11 protein-coding genes are annotated in these 13,301 nt (G+C 65.0%); 2 read left to right on the forward strand and 9 right to left on the reverse strand.

Translation table 11 applies throughout. From position 1 onward, the window contains the following. Window positions 1-69: 69 nt before the first annotated feature. The 4 genes from accC to dsbD all read right to left on the reverse strand — a co-directional run bounded on the left by accC (window position 70) and on the right by dsbD (window position 4,769). The gene (gene accC, locus DOM33_RS09445; RefSeq protein WP_110668195.1) at window positions 70-1,413 is read right to left on the reverse strand and encodes an acetyl-CoA carboxylase biotin carboxylase subunit; all 1,344 of its coding nucleotides are present in this window, start codon (window positions 1,411-1,413) and stop codon (window positions 70-72) included. Window positions 1,414-1,433: 20 nt separating this feature from the next. Continuing rightward, entirely contained in the window at window positions 1,434-1,904 is a 471-nt protein-coding gene (gene accB / locus DOM33_RS09450) for an acetyl-CoA carboxylase biotin carboxyl carrier protein (protein WP_110668197.1), read from the reverse strand. Between the two features lie 72 nt (window positions 1,905-1,976). Then, complete coding sequence (aroQ, locus tag DOM33_RS09455; RefSeq protein ID WP_110668198.1) at window positions 1,977-2,420, reverse strand: type II 3-dehydroquinate dehydratase; 444 nt, start codon at window positions 2,418-2,420, stop codon at window positions 1,977-1,979. Between the two features lie 231 nt (window positions 2,421-2,651). Next, complete coding sequence (gene dsbD, locus DOM33_RS09460) at window positions 2,652-4,769, reverse strand: protein-disulfide reductase DsbD (RefSeq protein ID WP_162617947.1); 2,118 nt, start codon at window positions 4,767-4,769, stop codon at window positions 2,652-2,654. Between the two features lie 382 nt (window positions 4,770-5,151). Here dsbD and DOM33_RS16370 point away from each other — a divergent pair, with 382 nt between their 5' ends. Further along, entirely contained in the window at window positions 5,152-6,360 is a 1,209-nt protein-coding gene (locus DOM33_RS16370; RefSeq protein ID WP_162617948.1) for a DUF2333 family protein, read from the forward strand. A 150-nt stretch (window positions 6,361-6,510) separates the two neighbouring features. Here DOM33_RS16370 and ppa read toward each other — a convergent pair whose 3' ends face one another. Next, the gene (gene ppa, locus DOM33_RS09470) at window positions 6,511-7,041 is read right to left on the reverse strand and encodes an inorganic diphosphatase (protein WP_110668203.1); all 531 of its coding nucleotides are present in this window, start codon (window positions 7,039-7,041) and stop codon (window positions 6,511-6,513) included. 248 nt (window positions 7,042-7,289) lie between these two features. On the opposite strand from ppa, the gene DOM33_RS09475 reads away from it, so the two are divergent. Then, a complete protein-coding gene (locus tag DOM33_RS09475; RefSeq protein ID WP_420820188.1) occupies window positions 7,290-8,933 on the forward strand; it encodes a bifunctional protein-serine/threonine kinase/phosphatase in 1,644 nt (547 codons plus the stop codon). A gap of 100 nt (window positions 8,934-9,033) precedes the next feature. Here the strand turns inward: DOM33_RS09475 and DOM33_RS09480 are convergent, their stop codons facing one another. From DOM33_RS09480 to DOM33_RS09495, 4 genes are all read right to left on the reverse strand, one after another. After that, a complete protein-coding gene (locus DOM33_RS09480; protein ID WP_110668207.1) occupies window positions 9,034-10,317 on the reverse strand; it encodes a TRAP transporter large permease in 1,284 nt (427 codons plus the stop codon). Further along, window positions 10,314-10,955, reverse strand: a complete 642-nt coding sequence (locus DOM33_RS09485) for a TRAP transporter small permease (protein WP_110668209.1) — start codon at window positions 10,953-10,955, stop codon at window positions 10,314-10,316. Before DOM33_RS09485 ends, DOM33_RS09480 begins: the two co-directional genes overlap by 4 nt. Window positions 10,956-10,965: 10 nt before the next feature. Then, window positions 10,966-11,979 (reverse strand): DctP family TRAP transporter solute-binding subunit, encoded by a 1,014-nt coding sequence (locus DOM33_RS09490; RefSeq protein WP_110668211.1) that lies wholly within the window; start codon window positions 11,977-11,979, stop codon window positions 10,966-10,968. A gap of 456 nt (window positions 11,980-12,435) precedes the next feature. Then, window positions 12,436-13,266: an HpcH/HpaI aldolase/citrate lyase family protein gene (locus tag DOM33_RS09495; RefSeq protein ID WP_110668213.1), complete on the reverse strand. Its 831-nt coding sequence runs from the start codon at window positions 13,264-13,266 to the stop codon at window positions 12,436-12,438. Window positions 13,267-13,301: the final 35 nt, after the last annotated feature.

The following is a 13,301-nucleotide window of genomic DNA, read 5'->3' on the forward strand; positions in this document are numbered from 1 at the left end:
CGGCGCCGCCCCAACGAAAACGGGGCGAACGCCTCCTGGAGGGTTCGCCCCGTGTGGGTCGCTCGGCGGTCAGCTGATGCCGAGCTTCTTCTCGAGGTAGTGGATATTGACCCCACCTTTCTGGAACGCGCGGTCGCGAACCAGATCCTTCTGCAGGTCGGTGTTGGTCTTGATCCCCTCGACCAGCAGCTCGTCGAGCGCGTTGCGCATGCGCACCAGTGCAATCTCGCGATCCGCGCCCCAGGTGATCAGCTTGCCGATCAGCGAGTCGTAGTGCGGCGGCACGCTGTAGCCGGTGTAGATGTGCGAGTCCATGCGCACCCCCAGGCCGCCCGGCGGGTGGTAGAGATCGATCTTGCCCGGGGAGGGCATGAATGTCCGCGAATCCTCGGCGTTGATCCGGCACTCGAAGGCGTGGCCATTGAGGTGAACGTCCTCCTGCTTGATCGACAGCGGCTGGCCGGAGGCGATTCGCAGCTGTTCCTTGACGATGTCGACGCCGGTGACCATTTCGGTGACCGGGTGCTCGACCTGAACGCGGGTGTTCATCTCGATGAAGAAGAACTCGCCGTTCTCGTAGAGGAACTCGAACGTGCCGGCGCCACGGTAGTTGATCTCGATACAGGCGTCGGTGCACGCCTTGAGCACCTGGGCGCGCGCTTCGGGGTCGAGCTGCGGTGCCGGCGCCTCTTCGAGGACCTTCTGGTGACGGCGCTGCAGCGAGCAGTCGCGGTCGTACAGGTGCACCGCATTGCCCTGACCGTCGGCGAGCACCTGGACTTCCACGTGACGCGGATTCTCCAGGAACTTCTCCATGTAGACCGTGCCATCGCCGAAAGCCGAGGCGGCCTCCGAGCGAGTGATGCTGGCGGCCTTGGCAACTTCGTCGTCGTTGCGCACCACGCGCATGCCACGACCGCCGCCGCCGGCAGCTGCCTTGATGATCACCGGATAGCCGATACGAGCGGCGATGCGACGAATCTCGGCGTCGTCATCCGGCAGCGGCCCGTCGGAGCCTGGCACCGTGGGGACACCGGCTTCCTTCATCGCGTTGATCGCGCTGACCTTGTCGCCCATGAGGCGGATGGTCTCGGCGCGCGGGCCGACGAAGACGAAGCCGGAGCGCTCGACCTGCTCGGCGAAATTGGCGTTCTCGGAGAGAAAGCCGTAGCCGGGATGGATGGCGCTGGAGTCCGTCACTTCGGCGGCGCTGATCAGTGCCGGGATGTTGAGATAGGACTGAGCGGAGGAGGCCGGTCCGATGCAGACGGCCTCGTCGGCGAGACGCACGTGCATCAGCTCGCGATCCGCCTTGGAGTGGACCGCCACCGTCTTGATCCCGAGCTCCTTGCAGGCGCGCAGGACGCGAAGGGCGATCTCGCCACGATTGGCGATGAGTACCTTGTCCAACATGATGGTGTGCCTGTGTGGTCTCAGTTGATGATGATCATCGGCTGGTCGAACTCGACCGGCTCGCCATCCTCGACCAGGATCGCCTCGATGACGCCGTCTTTGTCGGCCTCGATCTGGTTCATCATCTTCATCGCCTCGACGATGCAGACGGTGTCGCCTTTCTTGACGCTCTGGCCGACCTCGACGAACGCCTTGGCGCCCGGCGCCGGCGAGCGATAGAAAGTGCCGACCATCGGCGAGGTCACCGCGTGACCGGCCGGCTGAACCGGTGCCGGCTCGGCGGGGTCGGGTGCCTGCGTCTGCTGCGGTGCGGCGTAATTGGGAGCGCCCTGCGGCATGGACTGGGGCATCATCATCGGCTGCTGCGCGGCGCCGAATCCTGCCGGATGGCGGCTGATGCGAACGGACTCTTCACCTTCCTGAATCTCGATTTCGCTGATGTTCGACTCTTCGAGCAGTTCGATGAGTTTCTTGACCTTGCGTATATCCATGACGATCTCTCGCGGTTGAATGGCGTGTGAAGCGGCTTCGAGACAGTGCGAACGCCCGGGACCGATGGCGGACTAGCGCCGGTTCAGCTCGGCGATGGCGGCATCGAGGGCGAGGGTATAGCTCTCGGCACCGAAGCCGGCAATGACGCCACGGGCGACGTCGGTAAAGTAAGAGTGCTGTCGAAACGGCTCGCGGGCATGCACGTTGGAAAGATGCAGCTCGATGAAGGGGATGGCGACACCGGTGAGCGCATCGCGAAGCGAGACGCTCGTGTGCGTGAACGCGGCCGGGTTGAGCAGGATGAAGTCGACGCCCTCGAGGCGTGCGCGGTGGACTCGCTCGACCAGTTCGTGTTCGGCGTTGGACTGCAGCCACTGGAGCTCGTGCCCGGCATCCCCGGCGCGTCGCGTCAGCGAGGCGTGGATGTCGTCGAGTGTGGTGGTGCCGTAGACCTCGGGCTCGCGCGTGCCGAGCAGGTTGAGGTTGGGACCGTTGAGAACCAGTAGTCTCGCCATGACTGTCCTGAGCTGTTAACCCATCGTCGGAATGTCGAGATGGGATCACTTTGCTGCAAAATGGCGCCACCAGAGCGCCGTTTTCGATGCGATGAAAGTTTGCCGAAAAATCATGAGAGTGTCCACCTCCCGTCTCGAACGACGTTCGTAAACGATTTTTGACGACCGTTCGAGGATGTACGCCTCGTTTCTCGCATTCGTGACCCGTCGAGCGACGCCATGGCTTGCGAGCTAGCCGGCATCCACCACCGCGGTGAGATGCTCGGCGAGGGCGGTCGCGCCGATCTCTCCCTGAATGCGCGCCCCGCGGCGTTCGCGACCTTCGACGAAGAACAGCAGGCCCGGCGGGCCGAAGAGATCGTAGCGGGAGAGCAGCGCCCGGCTGGCATCGCTGTTGGCGGTCACGTCGGCGCGGATCAGCACGAAGTCCGCGAGCCGCCCGGCAACCGATGGAGCGGGAAAGACGCGATGCTCCATGACCTGACACGAGATGCACCAGTCCGCGCTGACGTCGACCATGACCGGGCGGCCCGCATCGTATGCCGCCTGCAGGGCGGCGTCGAGCTGGGCCGGGGTGGTGACGGTCTCGAAGTCCAGACGTGACGAGGGCGTGCTTGTCGGCGTCTCGGCTCCCGCGAGCGGGCGTAGCGGGTCGTGATTGCCCTGGGCGCCGCCCCAGACCAGCGCCACGCCCCAGGCGAGTGCGAGCCAGCCCAGCGCCTGACGCACCCGCGGCCAGCCGTCAGGCGTACGTGTATCGAGTGCGCCGAGCGCCATGGCGATACCGAGTGAGAGCGTGCCCCACAGTACCAGCGTCAAGGGATCGGACAGCAAACGAGCCAGCAGCCAGATCGCCACCGCCAGCAGCGCGACGCCGAAAAGTGTCTTGACGCCATTCATCCAGGCGCCGGCGCGTGGCAGCCAGCGGGCTCCGAAGCCACCCACCAGGACTAGCGGCAGCCCCATGCCGAGTGCCAGCGCCAACAGCGCCAGCGCACCGCCGAGGGTGTCGCCGGTGGTGGAGATGAACACCAGTGCGCCGGCGAGCGGCGCGGAGATGCACGGCGATACGACGAGCACCGAGAGCGCGCCGGTGACCGCGAGACCGAGAGGTCCGCTACGCTTCAACCGGTCCTGCCAGGCGTCGGCTCGCTGGCTCAGCGCTCGAGGCAGGCGCAGGTCGAAGGCGCCGAACATGGCAACGGCGAACAGCGTGAACAGCAGTGCCAGCGGCAGCAGGACCCATGGCGACTGCAGCCGCGCCTGGAGATTGAGCGAAGCCCCGAAGACGCCCATCAGCGTGCCGAGTGCCGTGAAGGTGACCGCCATGCCCGCTACGTAGCTCAGTGAAAGGCCGAGGGCCCGGCGGCGCCCCGCGTTCTGGCCGACGATGATCGAGGCCAGAATCGGCATCATCGGCAATACGCAGGGCGTGAGCGTCAGCCCCAGCCCGGCGAGGAAGAAAATCCCCAGGGTGGCGAGGCCGATGCCATCGTCCAGCAGTGACTCGAAGCGCAGGTTGCTGGCGGCAAATTCAGGGGGTGCGGCGCTCGGCGTCGATGCCGTCGTGAGGGCGCGGGCATTGGTTTTTGCCGCGCCGTCGGCCGGCCGCGACGCCGTCGAGACGTCGCCGAAACCGCTTGAAGAGCTGGCGCCTAAGCTAGCGTCGCGACCGCCACCGAAGGGATCGTTGGCGACGCTCGAGCCGGCGATCGGGTCGGCCTGGGGCGTTGCGGTCGTCACGCCGCCGGATGTCTCTGCCTGGGATAGCAGCGGCGAGGATTGCGCCTGGCTGCTGGCATCGGTGAACGCGGCCGGGGCCGCGCCCGGTCGCGCCGTCAGCTGCCAGCGCTCCGGGGGGTAGCAGAGTCCGGCTTCGGCACAGCCCTGGAAGGCGAGCGTGATAGTGACGCCCTCGTCGTTCGCGGCGTTGCCGGATGCCGCTGCATCGATGGAAGGACCGGCATCGGTGGAAGGACCGGCATCGATAGAGAGAGGCGCGCTGATCACGACATCGTCGTGAAAGACGTGAACGTCGCCGAGATAGGGGTCGCGCTTGAACGTGCCCGGCGGTAGGTCCAGCGCGCCGAGCGATGCCGGCTCGTCGACGACGACATCGAGGCGATGCCGGTAGAGATAGTAGCCGGGCCGGCTGCGAAGGCCGACATAGAGCCGCCCGTCCTGGCGCCAGGCATAGGCCTGAAATGCCCGATCGACGGGGAGGAAATCGGCGCTGCCGCGGGGCTGCGTGGCGGTATCGTCGGACGACTGTGAATCGAGCATCTGCGCGGAGGCAGGCGTCACCAGACAGAGCGAGACGGTGATGAGCAGGGCGAGAAGACGCGACATCCGTGAAGAAACCCCAATGATTCGAAAAACCGACGCAGCGGATGATTGGCCGCCCCACGAAATCGGTGCGTGATCGAGCCGTGAGACCGCACCACACGTTGGCACTGCGGTGTCGGCAGCGCCACGCTGAAAGCGCTCGATACCGTTACGCTGCCTGCGCATCCTGCACTATCGAGCGCCATTCTACCCGACGCTGTCGCGTCGTACGCCACCCTGTGACACCGCCGGGGCGCCATCGATCCCCCGCCACCAAAGGCGGGCTGCGAGACGCGGGGAGCGTGATAGGATAGCGATCATGCGGCTCGAGCCGTACCGACTCGGCGATCGCGCCCCGCTCCCACGTCCCGCTGACCTTTCCATCTCCAACCGACAAGGACTGTCCATGGCCCTGTTTCGCAAGAAGGCGACGCTCTCCCGCACCGAGGTTCTCGAAACGCCACAGTACGGCTGGATATGGAAGCCGCTGGTGGCCATCGTGGTGGCCTATCTCGTGATCTGCATCGTGCTGGGTATCTGGTGGAGTCGGACACCGTCGCCCGTCGACCCGCTTCAGGCGGTGGAGCGACAGCGCGGATTCCCGCAGGCGGTACAGGCCGACGGGCCGCAGGCGCCGACGTCGGGTCAGCCGGGCGAGGCGCTGCTGGCGACCAACCTGGTCATGCTCGATACGCTGATTCGCAAACCCGGCGGCTATCTGCGTAACGACGTGATGCCGCCGGGGCTCTGGCTCGACAACATGCCGAGCTGGGAAAAAGGCGTGACGCGTCAGGTACAGGACGCAGTCGCCGCACTCGATGGCACCCTGGCAGTCGCCGACGCGCCGCTGGGTGATGCCGATGACGCACTTTCCAACGATCTCGACAGCTGGCGCTGGCCGAAGTCGGAGCGCTTCTTGCACGCCGCCCGCAACAACCTGGGCGAAGCCTTCCACATGCTGGAGAACGCCGCCGGCTCAGGCGCGCCGAATCAACCCGCTGCCGCAAGCCAGCCGGCCAGCGACGATCAGCCGTCCGGTGACGATCAGCCTTCCGGTAACGATCAGCCGTCGGGTGACGGTCAGCCGTCCGGTGACGATCAGCCGTCGGGCGACGACGCTGCGCAAGGTGAGAACGACTCGCCGGCTCAGAACGGTCAGCAGAACGATACCGGGCCCCAGGCGCCGACGGCACTGGAAACGAGTGATCTCGCCGACTGGCTGGAAACGGTTCAGCAGCGTCTCGATGCGCAGACCCAGGCGCTGAGCGCCAACGTCGGCGGCGCGGCAGGCAATCAGAACGACGACCACAGCGGCGAGAGCACGCCGTGGTTTCGCATCGACAACGTCTTCTTCGAGTCGCGCGGTACCAACTGGGCGCTGCTGCAGCTGATGCAGGCCGCGAGAATCGACTGCGCCGACGCCATCGAAGAGGCTGGCGTCGACGGCCGCTTCGAACAGCTGATCGCCGAGCTCGACGCGTCGCAGGCGCGGGTCTGGAGCCCAGTCATTCTCAACGGTTCGGGCTTTGGCTTCTTCGCCAACCACTCGCTGATGATGGCGAACTACAGCGCTCGCGCGTCTCAGCTGGTCGCGGAGATTCGTCGCGAGCTGTGAAATCATGCGTCGGGCGCTGGCCCGGCGCGATGCACGCATCGTGTGGCGCATCGCCAAACGACAAGACGCCGCCCCGGGTAAGCCGGGGCGGCGTCTTTCGTTGCATCACAAGGCGGTGCGGCTAGCGCCCCGACAGGCGACGCTCGATCGTCACTCGTTTTCGTAGGCGGTAACGGACTTCTCGATCGCCTTGCGGGCGGCATCGGCGCCGTCCCAAGAGTCGATCTTGACCCACTTGCCTTTCTCGAGATCCTTGTAGTTCTCGAAGAAGTGCGCGATCTGCTGGCGCAGCAGTTCGGGCAGGTCGGTCACTTCGCGCACGTCGTCGTAGAGGGCGGTGAGCTTTTCGTGCGGTACGCAGATCAGCTTGGCGTCCTCGCCCGCTTCGTCCGACATGTTGAGGATGCCGACCGGGCGCGAGCGGATCACGCTGCCGGGCTGAACCGGATACGGCGTGACCACCAGCGCGTCGAGCGGGTCGCCATCGTCGGCCAGGGTGTTGGGGATGTAGCCATAGTTCGCCGGGTAGAACATCGGCGTTGCCATGAAGCGGTCGACCACCAGGGCGTCCATGTCCTTGTCGATCTCGTACTTGATCGGCGCGTGGTTCGCGGGGATCTCGATCGCCACGTACACGTCGTTGGGGAGGTCCTTTCCGGCGGGGATCTTGTCGAAACTCATCGTTGAGTCCTTGGTTTGCAGGTTTGACACCAGCGGGCGAAAATCCCCCGGATTATACGAACAGGCTAGACCGATTACCAACCCGGGCCGCAACCGCGGCGCAGAGTCGGATCGGTGAGCCTGGCGGCGACGGTTCGTCGAGACCGCTACTACCACGATCGGGGAGAGGGACGTTGTCGAAGAGCTCGTTGTCGCTGACCTATGGGCAGGCGTTCGTGGCGCCGGATCTGCATCGTCACCGCAGCTCGATGTCGGTCCAGATCCCGCCGGAAGAGCCGATGCTGTCGAAGGGCGGGTGCGCGTTGATCAGCGACTCGACCTGGCGCAATTCGATCGCCAAGCAGGCGGGGGATCTCAGCGTTCGCGGCTTTCTCGCCGACTACTATTCGACGCCCGAGCACTGGGATATCAAGACCTCGGCAACGCGGGTGCTGCGGGCGCTCAACAGCTGGTCCCACAGCCAGAGCGGCTATATCGAGGGCGGGAGCTACATCTGCTCGCTGTCGGCGATGATCTTCCATCAGCATCAGGCGCATCTGTTTCACATGGGCGACACGCTGGTGTTCCGGATTCGTGGCGCGGAATTCGAGCAGCTGACGCGGGATCACGTCACCGACCTCGGCGGCTACCGCTATCCCTCCCGGGCGCTGGGGATGGATGGCCATGTCGACATCGACTACTCCACCTTCCCGCTCAAGCAGGGCGATCTGTTCCTGTTCATGACCCAGGCGGTTCGCGGCACGCTCGTACCCTCGGAGTACGTGCAGCTCATCCGCGCCGACGTCAGCGATCTCGACGCCGCCTGCGAGCGGCTCGCGGAGGCGGCCAATCAGCGTGCCAGCGAGCGCGGCTACAACGCCAACCAGTTCTGCTTCCAGCTGGTGCGTGTCGACCGCCTGCCCGAGATCGAGTCCGATCATCCGCCGCGACGCTTTCATCATCTGCCGGTGCCGCCGGAGCTCGAAGCCGGCGAACGAATCGACGGGCTCGACGTGATCGAGGTGCTCTCGCGCACGCCCCGGGCGAGAATCTATCGTGTTCGCGACGCCCGGCGCAGCGGCGACATGGTGATGAAGGCGCCCAGTCCGGAGCTCTCGCCGCGCAACGTCTATCTCGAACACTTCGCGCTTCAGCAGTGGGTCGTCGAGCGAATTCACTCGCCCTTCGTAGTCAGCGTGGTCGAATCCGCCCGTCCCCGACGGCATCTCTACTACCTGATGGAGTACGTCGAGGGCGAGACACTCACCGAATGGCTCGGCCGGCATCCGCAGGCGAGTCTCAAGCAGCGCCTCGAGCTCGCGCGCCAGCTGGTCAAGGCGGTCCAGGCGCTGCACCGCCACGACGTGCTGCACCAGATCATTCACCCCGACAACATCCTGATCGACCGTCACGGCAATCTGCAGCTGATCGACTTCGGGGCCTGCCACAAGCGCGAGAGCGACGGCCAGAGCGAGGCGAAAGAGCTGGCGCGGCAGGTGGGGCTCAACGAGCACAGCGCGCCGGAGTACGCGCTCGATACCGACGTCGGCCGCCGCAGCGATCAATATGCGCTTGCCTCGACCGTCTACTGGATGCTCACCGGCCACCTGCCCTACACCATGCTGCCCAACCATCTGCGCAGCCACACCGATCTCGAGCGCATGACCTACCGCCGGGCGCGCTTGAGCAATCCGGCGATCAGCGAGGATCTCGACGACGCCCTGCGGCGCTCGCTGGACCCGCTGCGCGCGCTGCGCTTTCGGCGCATCTCGGAGTTCGCCTATCACCTGCGCCCGACGCCCAAGAGCGAGGTCGAGAGCGGCCGGCCGCCGTGGCGCGAACCGGCCAACGTCTGGCAGGCGATCGCGACCGTACTGCTGGCGCTGCTCGTGCTCTCCTGGTGGCTGAAGTAAGGGCGTAAGTAAGGGCGTAAGCGAGGAGACCCCGGGAACGCGAATGCGATGAAGGCGCCAGTTGGCGCCTTCGTCGTTTGTCGCGTGGGTGATCCTGGCGCTACGGCATTCCCAGCCAGTTCGGCAGCCCCAGCGACAGGAAGGGAATATAGGTGACCATCAGCAAAAAGCCGAGCAGCAAGAACAGCCACGGGGTCGCGGCACGAATCGTGCGCGTCAGCGGCATGCCGGTGACCGCAGAGGCGACGAACAGATTCAGGCCGACGGGCGGGGTCACCAAGCCGATCTCCATGTTGACCACCATGATGATGCCGAAGTGAACCGGATCGATCCCGAGCTCCATGGCCACCGGGAAGAGTATCGGCGCCAGGATCAGGATGATCGCCGAGGGCTCCATGAAGGCGCCCGCCACCAGCAGGACGACGTTCACCACCAGCAGGAAGGTGATCGGCGAGAAGCCCTGATCGACCACCCAGGCCGTGATCGTCTGGGGGATCTGCTCGGTGGTCAGCACATGGGCGAACAGCATGGCGTTGGCGATGATGAACATCAGCACCACCGAGAGCTTGGCCGCATCCAGCAGCACGCCCGGACACTGCTTGAAGGTGATGTCGCGATAGACGAACAGCGCGACGAACCCGGCGTAGACCGCCGCCACGGCGGCGGCCTCGGTGGGCGTGAAGAACCCGCCGTAGATACCGCCGAGCACGATGACGATGGTCAAGAGCCCCCAGCTCGCCTTGCGCGCCGTGGCGAGAAATTCCGTCACCGACGGCTTCGGCAGCGCCGGCATGTTCTTCACCCGAGCGACGATGTAGATCGCCACCATCAGTATCAGACCCAGCAGCAGGCCGGGCACGACCCCGGCGACGAAGATCTTGCCTACCGAGCTTTCGGTGACCGTGGCGTAGACCACCATCACGATCGACGGCGGAATCAGGATGCCCAGCGTCCCCGCGTTACACACGATGCCGGTGCCGAAATCCTTGGAGTAGCCCGAGCGTGCCATGCCCGCGATCACCACCGACCCGACCGCAGCCACCGTCGCCGGCGATGAGCCGGAGAGTGCCGCGAACATCACGCAGGCGAGCACCGAGGCGATCGCCAGGCCACCACGGATATGGCCGACGCAGGCGTTGGCGAAGTTGATCAGCCGTCGCGCCACGCCGCCGCTGGTCATGAAGGCGCCGGCCAGAATGAAAAACGGGATCGCCAGCAGCGTGTAGTGCTCCGAGGTCTCGAACAGCTTGATGGCCAGCGAGCTCAGCGAGTCCTGGCTGAACAGCAGAATCGTCAGCGAGCTTGCGATGCCAAGCGAGAAGGCGATCGGCACGTTGAGAAAGAGCAGACCGAACAGCACGATGAAGAGAAAGGCGATGGTCATGACGATTTCCCTTCGAGGCTCGCCTCGTCCTGGAGTTTGAGTGCCTCGGTCGATTCGTTGGTGAGCTCCATGGTGATCTGCTTGCCGCGCAGCATGCGGATCAGCACCTCGATCAGCCGAACCAATACCAGCAGGAAACCGACCGGCACCACGACGGTGATGTGCCACTGCAGCACCCCGTAGCGGTCGAGATCCTCGGCCCCGATACCGGCGCGCATCAGCGCCTGCACCCAGGTGGCGCTGGCGACCATGAAAAGCGCCGTATAGGCGATGCAGATCAGACACGTCACGATGCCGACCCCGCGTCTGAGCGTGACCGGCAGCAGCCGAATCAGCAGGTCGACGCCGATATTGGCCCCGATTCGCACGATGTAGGCGATACCCAGAAAGATCAGCCAGGCGAAGCACGCCTTGGTCAAGGCCACGCTCCAGGTCATCCGCTGGGCGAGGTCGATGATGAAGTCGCCGATCGCCAGGAGTGGCGTCTCTGCGAAGGGGAGCGCGTCGGCGGCATCGTAGAAGACGGTATAGAGGTTGTTGACCATCACATAGGAGAAGGTCACCAGAGTCATGAGGGCGAGGAGGAAGGCCACCAGGCCCTCCTCCAGATGCGCCCAGGCACGCAGGAAACGTGACATGGCCGGCTCGTTACTGAGGGGTCGAGGAGGTGTTGGCGTTTTCGGCGGCATCGATCAGATCAGCGCCGATCTCGTCTTCGAAGTTCTCCCACACCGGGCGCATCGCTTCGCGCCACTCTTCGCGCTCCTCCGGCGAGAGCTGGATGATCTCGCTGGTTCCGGCGTCGACGATCGCCTGCTTGGCCTGCTGGTTGAGATCGAAGGCCTGCTGGTTCACCTGCTGCGTGACATCGACCAGGATCGCGTCGAGTTCGCTGCGCAGGTCGTCCGGTAGACCGTTCCAGAAATCGGCGTTGGTGATCACCATGTAGTCGATGATCCCGTGGTTGGATTCGGTGATGTAGGGCTGCACCTCGTGCATCTTCTGGCTGTAGATGTTGGACCAGGTGTTCTCCTGACCGTTGACCACGCCGGTCTGCAGCGCCTGGTAGACCTCGCCGAAGCTCATCTTGCGCGGCACCGCTCGTAGCTCCTTGAACTGTTCGTCGAGCACGTCGGAAGCCTGGACGCGAAACTTCAGACCACGGGCATCGCGGGGTTCGTGCAGCGCCTTGTTGGCGGAGAGCTGCTTCATGCCGTTGTGCCAGTAGGCGAGCCCCTGGATGTTGCGTTCCTGCATGGAGTCGAGCAGACCCTGGCCGGCCTCTCCCTGCTGGAAGCGATCGACCGCCTCGATGTCGTCGAACAGAAAGGGAAGATCGTAGAGCTGGATGCTCGGGCTGTACTGCTCGAACTTGGCAAGCGAAGGCGCCAGCATCTGAACGTCGCCGAGCAGCAGTGCTTCCATCTCCTTGCCGTCACCGTAGAGCGACGAGTTGGGATAGACCTCGACGCGGACGCGATCGCCGAGTCGCTCTTCCACCTCCTCGGCAAAGAGTTGGGCACCCTGACCCTTGGGGGTGTTCTCGGCCACGACGTGGGAGAACTTGATCACGATGGGGTCCTGCGCGTGGGCGCCGATACTCGCGACGAGGGCGACGCATCCGGCGGTGCCGAGCAGGAAATGACGAGTGAGAAATGGCATGGGGCACGCTCCGTTTTATTGTTCATTAAGCGGAAAAAGCCGCCGGCATGAGCGGCTTCGACTCGCGGAGTATGGGCGGAGGCGTTTTGTAACGACCATTCAACCTTAGTGGCGGTTTGCCCGGTTTTACGGGGTAAATGCGGTTTTTTTAGTTACAAAAAGAGGGCGCCCGCCGCCGCACCGAAGCAGGGCGACTTTCGCTCGAAGGTGCGGCACGCAAGGCGTCTGACGGAAACCGGCATCGAGCGGCGTCGGCGTCGATGTTCGTGTTTCTGGACGATATTGTTCGGGATGATCGTCGCGGAAATTTCTGTGACTAATCTCGAAAATTACCGCGATTTCGCGCTCGCGATCTCAACCGATTTACGCAGCCGGATTATCGGAGGAATGCGATTTTTATGGCGGCACCGTGACTTCTTGCGTCACGACCTCCCGGGACGAATGGCTATCGCCACGTTACGCGGCGCCGGCACGCGCGATCAGCCGCCGGGCTCGCTCGATCACCGGTGCATCGATCATTTGTCCATCCACCTGAGCGGCATCCGCGCTTCGCTCGGCGGCGTCGAGTACGCGTTTCGCCCAGTCGCGCTGGGCCTCGCTCGGGGTGAGACCGCGATGCACGGCGTCGACCTGATGCGGATGGATACAGAGCATACCGGCGTAACCCATCTCGACGGCGCGGCGGGCGACGCGCTCGACTCGCGCCAGATCGCGGAAATCCGGCAGTACGGTCTCCAGCGGCGGGGCGAGCCCGGCCAGGCGCGAGTGCAGCACGAGCTGATAGCGGGCCTGGTCCAGCAGCCACTCGCCACCCTCACTACCGGGCTCGCTGCCGAGATCCAGGCTCAGATCCAGCGCCCCGAAGCTCAGTCGCTCGACGCCCGCGACCCGGCTCAGGCCCGCCAGCGCGGCTAGCCCCGCGGCGCTCTCGATCAGCGGCAGCAGCGGCAGGCCGAAGGCCGCGAGCCGTTCGAGCGACGCCTCGGTCTCGGCCTTGGGTACGACGATGCCGGCAAGCCCCGGGTGTGTGCGGCAGAACGCCAGATCGGTCTCGAACGCGAGGCTGTCCGGCGCGTTGACACGCAGCCAGATACCGTCGAATTCGCCGGCATCGAGCCGTTCGCCGAGGGCCTCGCGGGCGGCGTCCTTCGCTTCGGGGGCGACGGCGTCCTCCAGGTCGACGATGACCCGGTCGGCGCCGGCGGCGAACGCTTTGGGGATGCGCTCGGCCCGGTTGGCGGGCACGAATAGCGCCGAGCGACAGATCGGGGGCTGGGCGTTGAGCATGAGGCGTTCTCCATTCGACGACAGTGGCGGACCGA

The sequence above is a fragment of the Salinicola halophilus genome, from assembly GCF_003206155.1.
In the GTDB taxonomy this organism is placed as follows: Bacteria; Pseudomonadota; Gammaproteobacteria; order Pseudomonadales; family Halomonadaceae; genus Salinicola; species Salinicola halophilus.